This window comes from Brevundimonas sp. (assembly GCF_016463295.1).
Lineage (GTDB): Bacteria > Pseudomonadota > Alphaproteobacteria > Caulobacterales > Caulobacteraceae > Brevundimonas.
In genome coordinates, this window is sequence record NZ_JAEMRO010000042.1 from 1 (window position 1) to 18858 (window position 18858).

Genomic DNA, 18858 nt, shown 5'->3' on the forward strand with positions numbered 1-18858 from the left:
GGTCTGCAGTCCTATTTCACGGTCGGCCCCAAGGAAGCCCGCGCCTGGACCATCCCGATCGGTGCGACGGCTCCGCAGGCGGCGGGCGTCATCCACACCGACTTCGAGAAGGGCTTCATCCGCGCCGAGACCATCGCTTATGAGGACTTCGTCGCCCTGCGTGGCGAGGCCAAGGCGCGCGAGGCTGGCAAGCTTCGGGCCGAGGGCAAGAGCTATGTCGTCAAGGACGGCGACGTGATGAACTTCCTGTTCAACTGACGCTGTTCTGCGAAGTGGTGCCGTTTACCGAGATCGACAACTTCCTGATCACAATTCGTCGGTAACGCTTGCATCTGTCGCGCGTATTTGCGACCCGTTCGTGAAGTGTCGAGAACAGGGGGCGCCCGAATGACTCAGAACACCAATCCTTGGGCGACCCAGGTCGATCCTCTGGCCCAGGACATCGCAGCCGTGCTCAAACGCATGGGCGGTTCGGCGCACCAGCGCGATGTGGTCCAGTGCGTTGCGGCCATAAAACGCCAGCGTGGCGAAACGGTTGCCCAGGACCTGGCCAACAAGATCGTCGAGGTGTTCGAACGTTATCGCGACCTGTTCTTCCGTCCCTACGGCGAAGGCTCCATGCGCTGGGCCCTGCAACCCGGCGTCGCCTGATCTTCTGACCTTCGGATCTTTCCGACAACGACAAAGGCCCGCGATCGAAATCGCGGGCCTCGTCAATTCCGGCAGACGCCAGATCCTAGAAGCGGCGGATGTAGCTGACGCCATAGGTGTCGACCTCGCCGCCGTCATCGCGGAAGTCGCGACGGGTCCAGTCGCCACGGACGCCGTTCTGGCCGTCGAAGAAGTAGTTGGCACCCGCACCATAGTTGACGCTCTCGCCGTCATTGGTTGCGCTGACGCCCGGGATCTCGGCCTTGATCTTGGTCGTGCCATAGCCGACGCGGCCGAACAGTTCGAAGTTGTCGTTGATGGGCAGGGTGCCGACGCCATAGATGGCGGCATCGTACTCGTGCTTCAGCTTGCCCTCGACGCCGGCGACGGTGAAGTCGTCGTCGCGGACACCGAACGAGGCCTCGCCCTCGGCCCCGATATAGCGGTTGAACTTAGCCCCGATCCGGCCGGTCACGGCACCCAGGTCGCCGTCGCTGCCGTCCAGTTGTGTGTAGCCGATCGAGCCCTGCCATTGCGGGTTCGGAATGCTCTGCGCCATGGCAGGCGCGGCGATCACAGTAAGAGCAGCGGTGGCGAGAAGAATGTTACGCATTGTTTCTTGTATCCTCTAGATGTGGTCACCGATCGGCAACCAGCCCCATCCAGCGAAGACACAAATGGGCGACCGAAAGCGGCGTTCCAGAGGCAGGTGAATACATAACGACGACTGTGTGTCGCGAAACACAGACCGCGTTACTTCAACCATGACAGTTTTGTGGCGGCACAGCCGACCCCGTCAGCGATCCTTCTCGCGCTCCGTCCCGGCGCGTGCATGCAGCGCCGCCTGGGCGGCGGCCAGCCGGGCGATGGGCACGCGGTAGGGCGAGCAGCTGACATAGTTCAGGCCGACCTCTTCGCAGAAGGCGATGGACGACGGATCGCCGCCATGTTCGCCACAGATGCCCATCTTGATGTCCGGGCGGACGGCCCCGCCCCGCTCGGCGGCGATGCGGATCAGGTCGCCGACGCCCTCCTGATCCAGGCGTACGAAGGGGTCGGTCTCGAAGATGCCCTTGTCCATATAGGCCTGAAGGAAACGGCCGGAGTCGTCGCGGCTGATGCCAAAGGTGGTCTGGGTCAGGTCATTGGTGCCGAAGCTGAAGAACTCGGCATGCTCTGCCAGGTCCCCGGCCCGCAGGGCCGCGCGCGGCAGCTCGATCATGGTCCCGACCAGATAGGCGATGGACTGGCCGGTCTCGGCGAAGACCGCCTGAGCCGTGCGGTCCGTCAACTCGCGCAGATATTTCATCTCCAGGCCTAGGGCGACCAGCGGGTGCATGATCTCCGGCAGGGGGGCCTGTCCGGACGTGGCCTGCACCTCCAGCGCCGCCTCAATGATGGCGCGGACCTGCATCTCGTAGATCTCGGGATAGGCGACGCCCAGACGGCAACCGCGATGGCCCAGCATGGGATTGGTCTCGTGCAGCTCCTTGGCGCGGCGCTTCAGCTTGGCGGCGTCCAGGCCGGAACTGACGGCCAGGGCGTCGATGTCGGCGTCGGTGTGGGGGATGAACTCGTGCAGCGGCGGGTCCAGCAGGCGCACCGTCACCGGCAATCCGGCCATGATGGTGAACAGCTCGACGAAGTCCGACTTCTGGAACGGCGCGATCTTGGCCAGGGCCGCGCGGCGTCCCTGCTCGTCGTCGGCCAGGATCATTTCCCGCACGGCGGCGATGCGGGTGTCGTCGAAGAACATGTGCTCGGTGCGGCACAGGCCGATGCCCTCGGCCCCGAAGCCCCGCGCGGTGCGGGCATCCAGCGGCGTCTCGGCATTGGCGCGGACCTTCAGCCTGCGCACGCTGTCGGCCCAGGCCATCAGGGTCTGGAAATCGCCCGTCAGCTCCGGCTCGATCATGGCCACGGCCCCGTCCAGGACTTCGCCCTTGGAGCCGTCGATGGTGATGATCTGACCCGCCTTGAAGGTCCGGCCATGAGCGGTGAAGGTCCCGGCCTTTTCGTCGATCGACAGGGCGTTGATGCCGCAGACGCAGGGGCGGCCCATGCCGCGAGCCACGACCGCCGCGTGGCTGGTCATACCGCCTCGGGCCGTGACGATGCCGCGGGCGGCATGCATGCCGTGGATGTCCTCGGGCGATGTTTCCTCGCGCACCAGGATGACCGCATCGCCCAGTTGCGCCAGGCGCTCGGCCTCATCGGCGTCGAAAACGATCTTGCCCGTCGCGGCTCCGGGCGAGGCCGGCAGGCCCGAGGCCACGACGTTGCGGGTGGCATTGGGGTCGAGCGTGGGATGCAGCAGCTGGTCCAGCGCTGCGGGCTCGACGCGGCTGACCGCCTCTTCCTGAGAGATCACACCCTCGGCGGCCAGATCGACCGCGATCTTCAGTGCCGACTTGGCCGTGCGCTTGCCGTTGCGGGTCTGAAGCATCCACAGACGGCCCTGTTCGACCGTGAACTCGATGTCCTGCATGTCGCGGTAGTGGGTTTCCAGCCGTCCGACGACGTCCACGAACTGGCCGAAGACCTCGGGCATGGCCTCTTCCATCGAGGGGGCCGTCTCGCCCATCTCCTCGCGGCCCGCCTTGGTCAGGGACTGGGGCGTGCGGATGCCGGCGACGACGTCCTCGCCCTGGGCATTGATCAGGAACTCGCCATACAGGCGCGCTTCTCCCGTCGAGGGGTTGCGGGTGAAGGCCACGCCGGTCGCCGACGTCTGGCCCATATTGCCGAAGACCATCGACTGGATGTTGACGGCCGTGCCCCAGCTTTCGGGGATGTCGTGCATGCGGCGATAGAATTTCGCCCGGTCGTTCATCCAGCTGTCGAAGACCGCGCCGATCGCGCCCCACAGCTGGTCGTGCGGATCCTGCGGGAATGGGCGGCCCAGATGACGCTCGACCACATCCTTGTAGTCGGCCACGACCTTTTCCCAGTCCTGGGCGCGCAGGTCGGTGTCGATGGTGATGCCCAGACGGTCCTTGTGGTGATCCAGCACCTCCTCGAAATCGTCGTGGTCGAGGCCCAGGACCACATTGGAATACATGGTGATGAAGCGGCGATAGCTGTCCAGGGCGAAGCGGCGGTCGCCGGACAGGGCGGCCAGCCCCTCCACCGTTTCATCGTTCAGGCCCAGGTTCAGGACGGTGTCCATCATGCCGGGCATGGAGGCGCGGGCACCCGAGCGGACCGAGACCAGCAGGGGGTTGGCCGCATCGCCGAACGTCTTGCCGACGATGCCCTCGACGGTCTTCAGGCCGGCGGCGACCTGTTCGGTCAGGTCGGCGGGATAGGCCTGGCCATTGGAGAAATAATGGACGCAGGCCTCGGTCGTGACGGTGAAGCCGGGTGGCACGGGCAGACCCAGGGACGACATCTCGGCCAGATTGGCCCCCTTGCCGCCGAGAAGGTTCTTCATCGACGCATCGCCGTCGGCGGATCCGCCACCGAAGCCGTACACCCATTGAGTCATCAGTCAGTCCCTGAAGCCGTGGTCGCGCGGGCAGACTCAACCATCCGCGTCCGTGCCGCCCCGATTACCGCGCAGCGCCCGCGAAGGCGAGGCCCGGACTGTAACAAAGCGTGAGAATAGGTTTCGCACGGTTCGCAAGGGTCGGCCCGCGCCCGGCCGCCGTCAGGCCAGCATACGCACCTTGGGTTCGCGATCCCACTGACGGGTGGCGGCGGGTTTGAGCCAGGGCTTGGCATCGCTGGAGACGTCGACCACGCCCGCGTCCGTTTCGACCCCGGCCTTGTCGAGCAGGGCTTGGGCTTCCGGTGTGAAGCCGATGGCCTTCAGGTGGCCGAAGGCGTCCTTGGCGAAGTCGACGGCGGCACCCTCCTTCAGCAATTCGGCGCAACCGGCCTCGGACAGGACGATCGCGACGGCGTCGAACAGGACCGATGGGGTCCCGGCCAGCTGGCCGTCGGCCTTGAGGCGTTTGCCACCCTTCAGCTTCACGCCACCGATCCTGGGCGCGACGATCTTGACGGAGGCCCCTGCCCCTTCGGCGGCCACCTTGATGGCGTCGATGACGGCGCCATCCGCGCCGTCGCTGACCAGGATGCCGACGGCCCGGCCCTTCAGGGTGTCGGGATATTTGCCGACGATGCGCAGGGCGGGGCTGTCGTCCATGTCATAGGGCTTGCTGGCGGGCTCCGACGCCGCGGGCAGGTCGACGCCCAGACCGTCGGCAACCCGCTGAGCCAGGTCGGTATCGACATTCTGGAGATTGCCCAGAACCCGGTCGCGGACGTGGTCGAGGCTCAGCTTGGACAGCTCGAACACGATGGCACTGGCCAGGTGAGCCTGTTCCGGCGTGGTCTGGCTGCGGAAGAACAGCCGGGCCTGGCTGTAGTGGTCGGCGAAGGTCTCGGCGCGCAGACGGACCTTGGTGTCTTCCACCGGCGCGGCAAAGGACCGGAAGCCGCCCTTGGGGTCCTCGCGCGGACCGCCCTCCTCGCCCGCCTCCGCCAGGCTGTTGGGCTCATAGTTGGCGCGGCCCTTGGGCACGGCCATCTGCATCTGGCCGTCGCGCTGCAGGTTCTGGAACGGGCAGCCCCTGGCCTGATTGATCGGCAGCTGGTGGAAGTTGACCGTGCCCAGACGCGACAGCTGGGTGTCCTGATAGGAGAACAGTCGGCCCTGCAGCAGCGGGTCCTCGGAGAAATCGATGCCGGGCACGATGTTGGTTGGCAGGAAGGCGACCTGTTCGGTCTCGGCGAAGAAGTTGTCGGGGTTACGGTTGAGGGTCATCTTGCCGACCACGCGGATCGGGTGGAGCTCCTCGGGGATCAGCTTGGTCGCGTCGAGGATGTCGAACGGCAGGGCGTCAGCCTCGGCCTGGCTCAGCAGCTGGACGCCGAAATCCCATTCGGGGAAGTCGCCGGCGTCGATGGCCTCGAACAGATCGCGACGGTGGAAGTCGGGATCGGCCCCGGCGATCTTCACCGCCTCGTCCCAGCAGGTCGATTGCGTACCCAGACGGGGCCGCCAGTGGAACTTGACGAAGGTCGCTTCTCCCGCCGCATTGATCAGGCGGAAGGTGTTGACGCCAAAGCCCTCGATCATGCGCAGGGATCGCGGAATGGCCCGGTCCGACATGGCCCACATGATCATGTGGGTGCTTTCAGGCATCAGGCCGATGAAGTCCCAGAAGGTGTCATGAGCACTGGCCGCCTGGGGATAACCGCGGTCGGCCTCCATCTTCACGGCATGGATCAGGTCGGGGAATTTGATCGCGTCCTGGATGAAGAAGACCGGGATGTTGTTGCCGACCAGGTCCCAGTTGCCTTCCGTCGTGTACATTTTGACGGCAAAGCCGCGCACGTCGCGCGGGGTATCGACCGAGCCCGCACCACCAGCGACGGTCGAGAAGCGGGTGAACAGTTCGGTCTTCTTGCCGACCTCGGTCAGGATCTTGGCGGTGGTGTATTTCTCGAGGCTCTCGGTCAGTTCGAAGACGCCGTGCGCGGCCGAGCCACGCGCATGGACGATCCGCTCGGGGATACGCTCATGGTCGAAATGCTGGATCTTCTCGCGCAGGACGAAGTCTTCCAGCAGCGACGGACCGCGCGGACCTGCTTTCAACGAGTTCTGGTTGTCGCTGACGGGCACGCCGTGATTGGTGGTCAGCCGGGTCTCGGGGGTGGATGCGGTCTGATGGGTCTCGCCGCCGTTGCCGGGCGAGCGCGTCTTGGAAGCGGCCATGGGGATGTCCTGACTGGAGGGATTGTGCCAGCGAAACACCCCCGAGCCGACAAAGCCCCAGCTTGGCCGTGGGTTAATTTATATGTCGGGTTCCGGCGGAGCGGGCATCTGGCCGACAATCGCGCCCGAAATCCTCCTCCGGTTACGCCGCCTTAACCGTAAGGATTCACCATCCGGGCTCTCATTGTGCGGGGCCGCGTTTCCATGTCCGAACTGAAGACCGACATCGTCCATCGTGGGGACTGTATCGAGGTGTTGCGGTCGCTGCCCACGGCGTCGGTCGACATGGTGTTCGCCGACCCGCCCTATAATCTGCAGCTGGGGGGCGATCTGCTGAGGCCGGACAACAGTCTGGTCGATGCGGTCGATGACGACTGGGACAAGTTCGACAGTTTCGCCGCCTATGACGCCTTCACGCGCGACTGGCTGAAGGAATGCCGCCGGGTGCTGAAGCCGGAGGGGTCGATCTGGGTGATCGGCAGCTATCACAATGTCTTTCGCCTGGGCACGGCGATCCAGGACCTCGGGTTCTGGGTGCTGAACGACATCATCTGGCGCAAGTCCAACCCCATGCCGAACTTCAAGGGCACGCGCTTCACAAATGCGCACGAGACCCTGATCTGGGCGGCGCGCAGCCGCGAGCAGAAGCGCTATACCTTCAACTATGATGCGCTGAAGGCCTTCAACGAGGACACCCAGATGCGGTCCGACTGGACCTTTGCCCTGTGCACGGGCGAGGAGCGGATCAAGGACGCCGACGGCAAGAAGGCCCATCCGACCCAGAAACCCGAAGGGCTGCTGCACCGCGTGCTGCTGGCCGCGACCCGTCCCGGCGACGTGGTGCTGGACCCCTTCTTCGGAACCGGCACGACCGGGGCCGCGGCCAAGCGGCTGGGGCGGCATTTCATCGGCATCGAGCGCGATCCGACCTATGCCGACGTAGCCGAAAAGCGGATCGCCGCCGTCATGCCGGCCCGGCCCGAGGACCTGATCGTCACCGGTTCCAAGCGAAACGAGCCCAAGGTGCCGTTCGGAGCCCTGGTCGAGGCAGGCCTGCTGCAACCGGGCGACCGGCTGTACTGCCCCAAGGGTGACCGCGAGGCGCGGGTGCGGGCCGACGGCTCGCTGGTGTCCGGCGATCTTTCGGGGTCGATCCACAAACTGGGGGCCCTGTTCGAGAATGCCCCCGCCTGCAACGGCTGGACCTACTGGCGTTTCAAGACGGATCAGGGACTTAGGTCCATCGACACCCTGAGGGCCGAGGTCCGCGCCGGAATGCAATGACCGGTTCCCGACATAGGTATACGGCTAAGTCACCGGGATAAAAGAATAAAAAGCTGTGTTCGCGGAACTTCGCGAGTGCGAGATGGTTTGGCAGTTCGGTATCCAGGTGAAGGATGCCCGGAGCCCCACGCCATGAAAATCGCTCAGGTCACGCCCCTGTATGAAGCCGTGCCGCCCAAGCTGTATGGCGGCACCGAACGGGTGGTCGCGCATTTGACGGACGCCCTGGTCGATCTGGGCCACGACGTCACCCTGTTCGCCAGTGCCGATGCCGAGACGCGCGCCCGTCTGGTCCCCGTCCGCGATCAGGCGATCCGCCTGGACCCCGCCCCGCTGAAGTCCGACCTGGCCTCTCACATGGTCATGCTGCACGAAGTGCTGAAGCGGGTGGACGAGTTCGACGTCATCCATTTCCACACCGACATGATCCAGTTCCCGATGTTCGAGGCGGTGGCGGACAAGACCCTGACCACCCTGCACGGGCGGCTGGACATGAAGGACATCGGCGGCGTCTATGAACGCTGGTCGCAGTTCGGCCTGGTGTCGATCTCGGACGACCAGCGTCGCCCCCTGCCCTTCGCCAACTGGAAGGCCACGGTGCATCACGGCATGCCCGGCGACATCTATCAGGCCTCGGCCACATCTCAGGGCTATCTGGCTTTCCTGGGCCGCATCTCGCCCGAGAAGCGCCCGGACCGCGCCATCCAGATCGCCACCGCCCTGAACAAGCCGCTGAAGATGGCGGCCAAGGTCGATGCGGCGGACAAGGTCTATTGGGAGACGGTCATCAAGCCCATGGTCGAGGGCAATCCCCTGATCGAGTTCATTGGCGAGATCGGCGACCATCAGAAGTCCGCCTTCCTCGGCGGGGCAGAGGCCCTGCTGTTCCCGATTGACTGGCCCGAGCCGTTCGGCCTGGTGATGATCGAGGCGATGGCGTGCGGCACGCCGGTCGTGGCCTTCCGTTGCGGCTCGACCACCGAGATCATCGAGGATGACGAGACGGGCTTCCTGGTCGATACGCTGGAGCAGGCTGTGGCGGCGGCGGGCCGGGCGCATCTGCTGGACCGCGATGCGATCCGGGCGCGGTTCGACCTGCGCTTCTCGTCCACGGCCATGGCGCGGCGCTATCTGGACGTCTACGGCGACCTGCTGGCGCGCCGGCCCTATGCCCCGATGTCGGTTCGGGATTCGATCATGGCGGTGCACCCCCTGATTGAACCGCGCAGCTTTGTGGCCAATCAGGCCTGAGCCCAGTCCGCGCAATAATCCGGGCGGAGGCCATTTTCCTCGCGCATTCCGGCCTATGATGGGCGGGACCTTCTACGTAACGCGAGACCGCCTGCATGGATGACGCCTATTCGACCCAACTGGCCGCTGCCGACAGCGGGACCGGCGAGGCCGACAGCCTGGAGCGGCTGATGGCGTTGAAGGATGCCGACACCTTTCTGGTGGCCGACGGCTGGGGCGATATGGCGGGCGGGGCCGATGGCCTGTTCGACAATGACACCCGCCTGCTGTCACGGCTGGTCATGACGGTCGGCGGGGCGCGGCCGTCGCGGCTGAGCTCGGGCGTCAGCCAGGACAATGTCTTCTTCACCTGCCATTCGACCAACCGGCCCCTACCGCCGATGGGCGGCCGCTCGGCACCGGCCGGCGTGCTGCATATCGAGCGGCGGCGCTTCGTCTGGGACCGGCGGCTGTTCGAGCGTGTGCGGGTGTCCAACCACGGCATGGAGGATGTGCTGCTGCCCCTGGCCTATGAGTTCGGGGCCGATTTCGCGGACATTTTCCAGGTGCGCGGCACGCCCCGGCTGAAGACAGGCATGCTGTCGCCGCCAACGCATGACGGGCGGCGCGTGACCTTCCGCTATCGCGGTCTGGACGACGTCGAGCGGATGAGCTGCCTGGCCTTTTCCGAACCGCCGGCACGTCTGAGCGCAGGCCGGGCTGAGTTCATGTTCAGCCTGCCCAAGGGCCGCCATCAGGACCTCTATGTCGAATGCGGCCCGGATACCTGCGAGGCTCCCGACGAGTCGCGCTTCCGGCTGAGCGCCGTCCAGGCACGTCTGGCGATGCGGCAGCGACGCAGACGAGGGGCCTCGGTACGCGGCCCGCGCAGTCCGCGTTTCAACGACTGGCTGGACCAGAGCCGGGCGGATGTCGCCCTGCTGACCACCGACCTGCCGACCGGCCCCTACCCTTACGCCGGCGTGCCGTGGTTCTCGACGCCGTTCGGACGCGACGGCATCATCACGGCCTGGCAGATGCTGTGGCTGGACCCGTCTCTGGCCAAGGGCGTACTGACCTATCTGGCGAAACGTCAGGCCACCGAGACCTCTGCGTTTCAGGACAGTGCGCCTGGCAAGATCATGCATGAGACGCGCGGCGGCGAGATGAGCGCCCTGGGTGAGGTGCCGTTCGGCCTCTATTACGGCGGGGTCGACACCACCTGCCTGTTCGTCGCCCTGGCCGGGGCCTATGCAAAGCGGACCGGGGATTTCGAGACGATCCGCACCCTGTGGCCCCATCTGATCGCGGCCACAGGGTGGATGACCAAGGAAGGCGACGTGCGCGGCGACGGCCTGATCAGCTATCAGCGCGGGGCCGACACCGGACTGTCCAACCAGGGCTGGAAGGACAGCGAAGACTCTATCTTCCACACCGACGGCCGCTTCCCGAAAGGGCCGATCGCCCTGCTGGAGGTCCAGGGTTATGCCTTCGCCGCCTGGCAGGCGATGGCGGAACTGGCGAAGGCTCTGGGCGAGCCGGACCCGCAGCAGTGGTCAGATCGGGCCGAGCGGGTCCGCACCCAGGTTGAAGACCGGTTCTGGATGGAGGATCAGGGCTTCTATGCCATCGCCCTGGACGGCGACGGCGAGGCCGTGCGGTCCATCGGCTCCAATGCCGGGCATCTGCTGTTCACCGGCCTGCCCTCGCGCGAGCGAGCGTTGAAGGTGGCCAAGCGCATGCTGGGGGCCGACTTCCGCTCCGGCTGGGGCGTGCGGACGCTGGCGCGGGGACAGGCGCGGTTCAATCCGCTGAGCTATCACAACGGCTCTGTCTGGCCGCACGACACGGCCATGGCTGCGGCCGGCATGGCCCGCTACGGCGAACGACGCGCCGTGGCCCTGCTGCTCAGCGAAATCTATGAGGCGGCGGCCAGCTTCAACCTGCGCCTGCCCGAACTGTTCTGCGGCTTCGAGCGCACAGCGGGCGAAGCCCCGATCGCCTATCCGGTCGCCTGCCTGCCCCAGGCCTGGGCCGCCGGCTCGGTCTTTCTGATGCTGCAGTCTGCGCTGGGCGTTCGAATTGATGCGGTGGCGGGGACGGTCGAGATCGACAGCCCGGTCCTGCCCGTCGGCATCGAGCGGCTGAACGTCACGGACCTGAAGGTCGGCGACGCCACCCTGGACCTGTCGTTCCAGCAGCTGGGCCTGCACACCGTGGTGGTGCCCCGGCACAAGGCGGGTCAGGTCGCGGTGCGAACCATCGGCTAGGCCAGCGCGCGCTCCAAGGCTTTGCGGAAAACGGTCGGCAGGTCGGCCAGGGCCTGGGTTTCATCCGTCCAGAGGAAATCACCCGTTCCGGTCGCCACCCTCACCGTCAGCGTCAGACTGAAATGGGTGAAGATATGGTCGATCGATCCGGCGTCCTGCCAGTCTGCGGCGACGGGGGGCGTGGCGTCGGGAGCGTCGGACCAGTGGGACGTCGGCAGACCCAGCATGCCGCCCAGCAGACCCTTGTCCGGACGCCGCACCAGGGCGACACGCCCCTGCTCATCGCGCAACACCCAGGCGATGCCGCGGCGATGCGGTCGCTCGGCCTTCTTCGACTTCAGCGGATAGCGTCCCGGCTCGCCGGTCGCCAGGGCGGCACAGCCGAAGGCGACGGGGCACTGCTCGCACAGCGGCGACTTCGGACGGCATATCGTGGCACCGAGGTCCATCAGCGCCTGGGGCCAGTCCGCATGCTCGGCCCCCGGCTGATCGCCAAGCACGAAACGGGCGGCCAGCGCCTTCAAATGCGGCCGGGCGGCAGGCAGCGGCGCCTCGACCGCGAACAGCCGGCTCATGACCCGCTCGACGTTACCGTCCACGACATTGGCGGGTTGTTCGAAGGCGATGGCGGCAACGGCGGCGGCGGTATAGGCCCCGACGCCGGGGAGTTTCAGCAGCTCCGCCTCGGTGCCCGGAAAGACGCCGTCATGGTCGCGGGCCACAGCGCGCGCGCAGGCCAGCAGGTTTCGCGCGCGGGCATAGTATCCCAGCCCTGCCCAGGCAGCCATGACGTCGCTGTCCCCTGCCGCCGCCAGAGCCTCCACCGTTGGCCAGCGCGCGGTGAAGGCCAGAAAATAGGGGGTGGCATGCGGCGTGGTCGTCTGTTGCAGCATCACTTCGGACAGCCAGACGCGGTAAGGATCGGGGCGGTCGTGCGACCCCGGCGGCGCGCGCCAGACCAGCGTCCGCGCATGAACCGCATACCAGTCCAGCAGGGCGGCGCGGATGCGGGCCACCTCCGGTGCAGATTTGTCTGAGGGCGGGACGGCGTCCATTCCCTGGGCTATAGACCGGAAATGCGCCGCACGCTGCCCACCGACGAAGAGGCCCGCGAAATCCTGTCGCGCCGTCGCACGCGACCCTTGCCCCGGCCTGCGCCTCGGGCCGGGCGCGCGCTGCAAAAGCTGATCAAGGAGCTGGACGGCCAGTTCGGACGCGGCCCCGGTGCATTGGAGGCCCGCTGGCGCGAGATCGTCGGTGAGCGCCTGGCCCGCGTCAGCCGTCCACAGAAACTGACCAAGGGGCGCGGCGGCGCGGCGGGCACGCTGGAGCTACGCGTCGTCGGGGCCGCCGCCCTGCTGGTCCAGCACCAGTCCGAGGACATATTGCAACGGGTGAACCTCTTCCTGGGGGCCGGGACGGTGGACAAGCTGCGCATCGCCCAAGGGCCGGTCAAGCCGCTGGAAGACAGCCAAGCTCAACCGAAACGCCGGACCGCCCCGCCGCCCCTGCCCGCCCATCAGGAGGCCGAGCTCCGCGCCTCCGTCGCCGCCGCGCCTGACGGCCTGAAGGGCTCGCTGGAGCGACTGGGGCGCGCGGTCCTGAGCGACCGTGACGGTGCCGGCGGTTGACAAAACTTCGCCGCTTCTGTTCTCGAAGGTGCACGACATGCGCGCGTTCGGGGAATCGCGCGATGCAGACAAATCCCCCAGCCGTGAGGACGACGCCATGACCTTCAAATCGAAGTACGCCCAGATGAGCCGCCGCGCGGCCATGACCGCAGCCGCCCTGGCCGGTATGGCCGCCCTGACGGGTTGCGGTGGTGGCGGAGCGGGCGCGGCCGCCGAGGGCGACATGGCCCTTGGTGCACCCGAAGGGGCCAAGGTCACGGTCATCGAATACGCCTCGGTCACCTGCCACGTCTGCGCCGCCTGGCATGAACAGAACTGGGATGCCTTCAAGACCGCCTATGTCGACAACAACAAGGTGCGGTTCGTCTTCCGCGAAATCCCGACCCCGCCCGCCAATGTCGCCGCCGCCGGCTTCATGATCGCCCGCTGCGCCGGGCCCGACAAATATTTCGACGTCGTGCACGAACTGTTGTCCAGCCAGGATGAGATGTTCGCCGGCGGCGATACCAGCGCTGCCCGCGCCGTCCTGTTCCGCGTCGGCAATGGCGTAGGCCTGAGCAACAGCCAGATCGAAACCTGCATCAAGGACCCCGAAGCCCAGGCCGCCGTCGACGAGCGCGCCCGCGCCGCTCAGCAGGCCGGCGTGATCGGCACCCCGACCTTCCTCGTGAACGGTGTCAAGGTTGAAACCCCCGGCTCGCAAAGCGGCACCTCCATGGCCGACCTGTCCAAGGCCATCGACGCCGAACTGGCCAAGTAGGACATGACCCTGAACCGGCGCACCCTCGGCGCAATGGCCGCCGCCCTGATCTGGTCGGCGGCGGCCCCCGCCCTCGCCCAGCTGCCCGCCGTCACGGCCCAGGATCGCGTCCTGGGCCGGGCGGATGCGCCGGTGACGGTCATCGAATACGCCTCCTTCTCCTGCAACCACTGCGCGGCCTGGCACAACGACGTCTATCCGGCCTTCAAGGCCCGCTTCGTCGACACCGGTCAGGTCCGCTACGTCTTCCGCAACCTGCCGACCCAGCCGGAGCAGATGTCCCTCTCCGGCGCAGCCCTTGCGCGATGCGCAGTGCCCGAGAAGTTCTTCGATGTCGCCAGCGTTCTGATGCACAATCAGCGGGCGGTGCTGGAAGGGGGCCTGCTCCAGGACTGGTACGCCCCCGCCATCGCCGCCAGCGGTCGCACGCGCGACCAGATCCAGACCTGCGCCGCAAGCGCCGAAACCCAGGCGGCCATCAACGCCGACATCCAGGGTGCCGTCGCGGCGGGTGTGAACTCCACTCCCAGCTTCTTCGTCAACGGCAAGCCCGCGACCGACCGCAGCCTGGCCGGGCTGGAGGCCGCCATCCGCGCCGCCGGGGCGGGGGGCTGACGCCCTAGCCGATGCAGTTCCAGCGTCTCCGCCTGGTGGGCTTCAAGTCCTTCGTGGACCCGGCGGAAGTGCATATCGAACCCGGCCTGACCGGCATCGTCGGGCCCAACGGCTGCGGCAAGTCCAACGTCCTTGAGTCCATGCGCTGGGTCATGGGCGCGAACTCGGCCAAGGCCATGCGCGGCCAGGGGATGGACGACGTCATCTTCGCCGGGGCCGCCGACCGCCCGCCGCGCAACCATGCCGAAGTCCAGCTGACCATCGACAACGCCCAGCGTCGGGCGCCCCAGCCCTTTACCGACGCCCCCATGCTGGAGGTGTCGCGCCGCATCGACCGGGGCCAGGGCTCGACCTATCGCATCAATGGCAAGGAAGTGCGGGCGCGTGACGTCCAGCTACTGTTCGCCGACGCCTCGACCGGAGCCAACAGCCCGGCCCTCGTGCGTCAGGGCCAGATCAGCGAACTGATCGCCGCCAAGCCCCAGAATCGCAGGCGTATCCTGGAAGAAGCAGGCGGCGTCGCCGGCCTGCATACCCGCCGCCATGAGGCCGAGCTGCGGCTGAAGGCGGCCGAGGCCAATCTGGAGCGGCTGGACGATATCGGGCGCGAGCTGGAAACCGCCCTGAACCGGCTGAAGCGCGAGGCGCGTCAGGCCGAACGCTACAAGAAGATCAGCGCCGAAATCCGCGCCCTGCAGGCCGCCCTGCTGTTCGTGCGCTGGAATGATGCGCGCCTGGCCGCCGAAGGGACCACCGCCGAACTGGCCGAGGCGGACCGCGCCGTCGCCGCAGCCACCAGCGCCGCCGCCGCCGCCCAGACCGCCGCCTTGAAAGCCCAGGAGGCACTGAAGCCGGCGCGGGAAGAAGATGCCGTCGCCGCCGCCCTGCTGCACCGCGCTAGCCTGGAACGCGACCGGCTGGACATGGCCGAACAGGCGGCACGGGCCGAGGTCGAGCGGCTCCAGGCCGAGACCACGCGCATCGCCGCCGACATCGAACGCGAAGGCGGCATGGCCGACGACGCCGCCGCCGAGCTGAGCCGCATCGCCGAAGCCCTCGCAGCCGTCGAGGCCGAGATCGCCGCCGCCCCGGCGCGCGGCCCGGAACTGGAGGCCGCCCTCGCCACCGCCGAGGATGCCCGCCGCGCCGCCGATGCCGAGGTCGAGCGCGTCGCCGGGGCCGTCGCCTCGGTCGAGGCCCGGCTGAACGCCGAGAACGCCCGCAAGCGCGATGCCCAGGCCCGCGTGGCGAGGGCGGAGGCGCAGCTGACCTCGGCCAGGGCCGAGCGCGACGCGCTAGGTCCGCTGGAGACGCCGCAGATCGAGGCCGCCGCGGTCGAACTCGCCAAGGCCCAGGCCGATCTGGCAGCCGCCCGCGCCGCCGTCGAAATCGCCGAAGCCGAGCGCGGCGACCGCGCCCGCGCAGAGGCCGAGGCCCGCACCGCCGTCCGCGCCGCCGAGGACCGACTGGGCCGATTGCAGACCGAGGCGCGCGGGCTGGCCCAACTGCTGACGCAAGGCAGACGGGATCATCCGCCTGCCCTGGATCAGGTCCGCGCCGACAAGGGCTATGAGGCCGCGCTGGCCGCAGCTCTGGGCGACGATCTGGATGCCGCACTGGATGCCCGCGCGGCGACCCACTGGGCCGGGGCCGAGGTCTCGTCTGTGACATGGCCGTCGGGCGTGGTGCCTCTGGCCGATCATTTGAACGCGCCGCCCGCCCTGGCCGCCCGGCTGGCCTTCTGCGGCGTCGCGGAGCGCGCCGCTGCCCCCGCCCTGGCCCGCGACCTGCCCCCCGGAGCCCGGCTGGTGACGCGCGAGGGCGACCTCTATCGCTGGGACGGCTTCGTCCAGCGGGCCGAGGCCCCGCGCCCTGCCGCCGTCCGCGTGGCCCAGCGCACGCGGCTGGCCGAGCTGGAAGCCGAGATCGACACCGGCAAGCCTGCGATGGACGCGGCCCAGGCCACTATGAAGGCCGCGACCCAGGCCTTCCGCGCCGCCGAGGAAGCGGTGAAGACCGCCCGTGCCGCGCCCTTCGCCCTGGACAAGACTGTCACCACAGCCCGCGACCGCGTGGAGGCCCTTGGCCGCGAACAGGCCCGCAAGGAGGCCCGCGCCCAGGCGCTGGACGACACCCTCGCGCGCTTGGCCACCGAACACGAGGCGGCCGTCGCCGCCCTGGCCGAAGCGCAAGGGGGGGATGCGCCTTCCGAGACGCTGGAGGGCCTGCGAGCCGAACTGGCGATGGCCCGCAGCGCCGCCGACGCCGCCCGCACCACCGCCGCCAATGCGCGCGTCGAACGCGACAGCGAAGCCAGAGAGATCGCCGGGCGCACCACCCGCCGCGACGGCCTGACCCGCGAGCGCGAGGGCTGGACCAGCCGCGCCTCGGACTCCAGGGCCCGCGTCATCGCGCTGGAGAAGGACGCGGAAAAGGTCGCGGCCCGACTGAAGGCCGCCGCCGATGCCCCCGAACAGCTGGCGGCGCAACGCTCCGCCCTGCTGGACACCCTGACCACGGCCGAGACCCGCCGCCGTGCCGCCGCCGACGCCCTGGCGGTGGGCGAGGCCGAAGCCGGCGAGGCCGACCGCGCCAGCCGCGCCGCCGATGCCGCTGCCTCCTCTGCCCGGGAAGCGCGCGCCGGCCTGTCCGCCCGCGCCGAGGCGGCCGCCGACAAGCTGGCCGAGACCGAGGCGAACCTGCGCGAGACCGCACAGATGTCGCCCGAGGAGCTGGGCCAGAAGCTGACCGACGACGCCATCGCCCGCCCGCCCGATGCGGCCGGGGCCGAGAGCCTGCTCTATGGGCTGGAGCGCGAGCGCGAGGCCTTGGGGGCCGTCAATCTGCGCGCCGAGGACGAGGCGACGGAGTATGGCGACCGGCTTCAGACCATGAAGGTCGAACGCTCCGACCTGACCAGTGCGATCGCCAGGCTGCGCGACGGCATCGACGAGCTGAATGCCGAGGGGCGCGAACGTCTGGTCGCCGCCTTCGACGTCATCAATAACAACTTCAAGGCCCTGTTCGAGACCCTGTTCGACGGCGGCCAGGCCGAGCTGAAGCTGGTCGAGAGCGACGATCCGCTGGAGGCCGGTCTGGAAATCTACGCCTGCCCGCCCGGCAAGCGGCTGTCGGTCATGAGCCTGATGAGCGGCGGCGAGCAAGCCCTGACGGCCGCGGCCCTGATCTTCGCCGTCTTCCTGGCCAATCCAGCGCCGGTTTGCGTGCTGGACGAGGTCGATGCGCCGCTGGACGACGCCAACGTCGACCGCTTCTGCCGCATGCTGAACGAGATGCGCAACCGCACCGACACCCGCTTCATCGTCATCACCCACAATCCGGTGACCATGAGCCGAATGGACCGGTTGTATGGGGTCACCATGCCTGAGCGGGGGGTCAGCCAACTGGTGAGCGTGGACCTGAAGCAGGCAGAACAGATCGTGGCTTAATCATTCCTCCCCCCTTGGGGGAGGGGGACCGCCGGAACGGCGGTGGAGGGGGCCTGCCGCAGCCGCGCTTTCTACGATAGGCTGTACCGATGGACGCCCCGCGCCAGACCGTCAAACGCGCGCGCGAACTTCGCCGCAAGATGACGCTGCCTGAAATCCTGATGTGGACAGCCCTTCGCGGTCGTCGGCTTGCGGGTCTGCGCTTTCGCCGCCAGCATCCCGTCGGCCCCTACATCCTGGATTTCTATTGTGACGATGCGCGACTGGCCGTCGAAATCGATGGCGAGCGCCACAGCGAGTCAGACCGCATGGTTCATGACGAACGGCGAACAGCATGGCTTGAGGCGCAAGGCCTTCGCGTGCTTCGCATCCCCGCTCGAGATGTGCTGGCCGACATGGATGCGGTTTTGAGCCATGTCAGGCGAACTGCTGGCCGTTGAGCCCCCTCCACCGCGCTACGCGCGGTCCCCCTCCCCCAAGGGGGGAGAAATGTGCGTGAACACCTCCGTCTTCACGAACCAGCCCAGGATCGCCGGGCCCTCAATGACGTAGCGGCGGAACATGCGGCGGGGTTGGCTCACCAACCGGTGCAGCCATTCCAGCGACAGGCGCTGGAACACCTCCGGAGCCCGCTGCTGACGCCCGGTCAGGAAGTCCACCGAAGCCCCCACGCACAGGGTGACGCCATGCTGTCGCCCCGCCAGACGCAGGGCATGGGCGAACCGTTCCTGTTTGGGGAAGGAGACGCAGGCCAGGAGCACGTCCCATTCGGCCTCGGCGGCGGCGCGCACGGCGGCGTCCCATGCGGGCGTGTCGGGAACCAGCATGGGGGCATCCAGAAACACCAGCGGGGCCTGCGGATAGCGCGCGACCAGATCGTCGAACGCCACCCGATCCGGGCCGAAGAGCGCGATGGTCAGCTCACGGGCGGCCGCTGACCCAAGCAGGTCCGCCGTCATATCCGAGCCCGGATAGACCGACAGTCGCTTGCCCTTCAGCCAGGCCAGATGGCTGAGGATGCGACTGTCGCAGATCTTCAGGTCCGCGCCCTGATAGACGTCGGCCCCCACGCGGCCGTCCATCAGCTTGATGACGTGATCCACATTGGGCGTGACGACATAGACATAGGGCCCACGCGCCATCTCGGTGACCCGCCCCAGCAGGACGGAACGGTCGCCGTCGGCAAAATCCAGCGTCATGAAGCGCGTCATGGACCGACCCTATCGCGCGCGGGTCAATGGGC

At 67.7% G+C, this 18858-nt stretch carries 15 protein-coding genes; 10 read left to right on the forward strand and 5 right to left on the reverse strand.

Going from position 1 to position 18858, the window contains the following annotated elements; genetic code table 11:
• Positions 1 to 258 (forward strand): DUF933 domain-containing protein (locus JHC81_RS09540; protein WP_292173791.1); only part of this gene is annotated, 258 nt, incomplete at its 5' end.
• A 129-nt stretch (positions 259 to 387) separates the two neighbouring features.
• Positions 388 to 651 carry a hypothetical protein gene (locus tag JHC81_RS09545; protein ID WP_292173794.1) on the forward strand — a complete coding sequence of 88 codons (264 nt, stop codon included), beginning with the start codon at positions 388 to 390 and terminating at the stop codon, positions 649 to 651.
• Positions 652 to 736: 85 nt separating this feature from the next.
• Here the strand turns inward: JHC81_RS09545 and JHC81_RS09550 are convergent, their stop codons facing one another.
• The 3 genes from JHC81_RS09550 to JHC81_RS09560 all read right to left on the reverse strand — a co-directional run bounded on the left by JHC81_RS09550 (position 737) and on the right by JHC81_RS09560 (position 6376).
• Positions 737 to 1264, reverse strand: coding sequence for a porin family protein (locus JHC81_RS09550; protein WP_292173797.1), 528 nt, complete (start codon positions 1262 to 1264; stop codon positions 737 to 739).
• Between the two features lie 183 nt (positions 1265 to 1447).
• Positions 1448 to 4138, reverse strand: a complete 2691-nt coding sequence (ppdK, locus tag JHC81_RS09555; protein ID WP_292173799.1) for a pyruvate, phosphate dikinase — start codon at positions 4136 to 4138, stop codon at positions 1448 to 1450.
• A 162-nt stretch (positions 4139 to 4300) separates the two neighbouring features.
• Complete coding sequence (locus JHC81_RS09560) at positions 4301 to 6376, reverse strand: catalase (protein ID WP_292173801.1); 2076 nt, start codon at positions 6374 to 6376, stop codon at positions 4301 to 4303.
• A 204-nt stretch (positions 6377 to 6580) separates the two neighbouring features.
• On the opposite strand from JHC81_RS09560, the gene JHC81_RS09565 reads away from it, so the two are divergent.
• The 3 genes from JHC81_RS09565 to JHC81_RS09575 all read left to right on the forward strand — a co-directional run bounded on the left by JHC81_RS09565 (position 6581) and on the right by JHC81_RS09575 (position 11160).
• Positions 6581 to 7660 (forward strand): site-specific DNA-methyltransferase, encoded by a 1080-nt coding sequence (locus JHC81_RS09565; RefSeq protein WP_292173804.1) that lies wholly within the window; start codon positions 6581 to 6583, stop codon positions 7658 to 7660.
• Positions 7661 to 7792: 132 nt separating this feature from the next.
• Entirely contained in the window at positions 7793 to 8911 is a 1119-nt protein-coding gene (locus JHC81_RS09570) for a glycosyltransferase family 4 protein (protein WP_292173806.1), read from the forward strand.
• 95 nt (positions 8912 to 9006) lie between these two features.
• Positions 9007 to 11160: an amylo-alpha-1,6-glucosidase gene (locus tag JHC81_RS09575; protein WP_292173808.1), complete on the forward strand. Its 2154-nt coding sequence runs from the start codon at positions 9007 to 9009 to the stop codon at positions 11158 to 11160.
• On the opposite strand, the gene JHC81_RS09580 is transcribed toward JHC81_RS09575, so the two are convergent.
• A complete protein-coding gene (locus JHC81_RS09580; protein WP_292173811.1) occupies positions 11157 to 12215 on the reverse strand; it encodes an A/G-specific adenine glycosylase in 1059 nt (352 codons plus the stop codon). The two genes, JHC81_RS09575 and JHC81_RS09580, sit on opposite strands and share 4 nt — an antisense overlap.
• A 21-nt stretch (positions 12216 to 12236) precedes the next feature.
• On the opposite strand from JHC81_RS09580, the gene JHC81_RS09585 reads away from it, so the two are divergent.
• The 5 genes from JHC81_RS09585 to JHC81_RS09605 all read left to right on the forward strand — a co-directional run bounded on the left by JHC81_RS09585 (position 12237) and on the right by JHC81_RS09605 (position 18055).
• Positions 12237 to 12791, forward strand: a complete 555-nt coding sequence (locus JHC81_RS09585; protein WP_292173814.1) for a DciA family protein — start codon at positions 12237 to 12239, stop codon at positions 12789 to 12791.
• A 37-nt stretch (positions 12792 to 12828) separates the two neighbouring features.
• A complete protein-coding gene (locus JHC81_RS09590) occupies positions 12829 to 13551 on the forward strand; it encodes a thioredoxin domain-containing protein (protein WP_366466000.1) in 723 nt (240 codons plus the stop codon).
• Positions 13552 to 13554: 3 nt separating this feature from the next.
• On the forward strand, positions 13555 to 14166 hold the full coding sequence (locus tag JHC81_RS09595; RefSeq protein ID WP_292173815.1) for a thioredoxin domain-containing protein: 612 nt from the start codon (positions 13555 to 13557) through the stop codon (positions 14164 to 14166).
• A gap of 11 nt (positions 14167 to 14177) precedes the next feature.
• Entirely contained in the window at positions 14178 to 17615 is a 3438-nt protein-coding gene (gene smc / locus JHC81_RS09600) for a chromosome segregation protein SMC (RefSeq protein ID WP_292173817.1), read from the forward strand.
• A gap of 161 nt (positions 17616 to 17776) precedes the next feature.
• A complete protein-coding gene (locus tag JHC81_RS09605; RefSeq protein WP_292173822.1) occupies positions 17777 to 18055 on the forward strand; it encodes an endonuclease domain-containing protein in 279 nt (92 codons plus the stop codon).
• A gap of 15 nt (positions 18056 to 18070) precedes the next feature.
• On the opposite strand, the gene JHC81_RS09610 is transcribed toward JHC81_RS09605, so the two are convergent.
• A complete protein-coding gene (locus JHC81_RS09610) occupies positions 18071 to 18826 on the reverse strand; it encodes a WecB/TagA/CpsF family glycosyltransferase (RefSeq protein WP_292173818.1) in 756 nt (251 codons plus the stop codon).
• Positions 18827 to 18858 lie beyond the last annotated feature (32 nt).

Bases quoted from the DNA above. Each gene is read 5' to 3' on its own strand.
- JHC81_RS09545 (WP_292173794.1), top strand. From the start codon at position 388: ATGACTCAGAACACCAATCCTTGGGCGACCCAGGTCGATCCTCTGGCC.
- JHC81_RS09550 (WP_292173797.1), bottom strand. From the start codon at position 1,264: ATGCGTAACATTCTTCTCGCCACCGCTGCTCTTACTGTGATCGCCGCG.
- ppdK (WP_292173799.1), bottom strand. From the start codon at position 4,138: ATGACTCAATGGGTGTACGGCTTCGGTGGCGGATCCGCCGACGGCGAT.
- JHC81_RS09560 (WP_292173801.1), bottom strand. From the start codon at position 6,376: ATGGCCGCTTCCAAGACGCGCTCGCCCGGCAACGGCGGCGAGACCCAT.
- JHC81_RS09565 (WP_292173804.1), top strand. From the start codon at position 6,581: ATGTCCGAACTGAAGACCGACATCGTCCATCGTGGGGACTGTATCGAG.
- JHC81_RS09570 (WP_292173806.1), top strand. From the start codon at position 7,793: ATGAAAATCGCTCAGGTCACGCCCCTGTATGAAGCCGTGCCGCCCAAG.
- JHC81_RS09575 (WP_292173808.1), top strand. From the start codon at position 9,007: ATGGATGACGCCTATTCGACCCAACTGGCCGCTGCCGACAGCGGGACC.
- JHC81_RS09580 (WP_292173811.1), bottom strand. From the start codon at position 12,215: ATGGACGCCGTCCCGCCCTCAGACAAATCTGCACCGGAGGTGGCCCGC.
- JHC81_RS09585 (WP_292173814.1), top strand. From the start codon at position 12,237: ATGCGCCGCACGCTGCCCACCGACGAAGAGGCCCGCGAAATCCTGTCG.
- JHC81_RS09590 (WP_366466000.1), top strand. From the start codon at position 12,829: ATGCGCGCGTTCGGGGAATCGCGCGATGCAGACAAATCCCCCAGCCGT.
- JHC81_RS09595 (WP_292173815.1), top strand. From the start codon at position 13,555: ATGACCCTGAACCGGCGCACCCTCGGCGCAATGGCCGCCGCCCTGATC.
- smc (WP_292173817.1), top strand. From the start codon at position 14,178: ATGCAGTTCCAGCGTCTCCGCCTGGTGGGCTTCAAGTCCTTCGTGGAC.
- JHC81_RS09605 (WP_292173822.1), top strand. From the start codon at position 17,777: ATGTGGACAGCCCTTCGCGGTCGTCGGCTTGCGGGTCTGCGCTTTCGC.
- JHC81_RS09610 (WP_292173818.1), bottom strand. From the start codon at position 18,826: ATGACGCGCTTCATGACGCTGGATTTTGCCGACGGCGACCGTTCCGTC.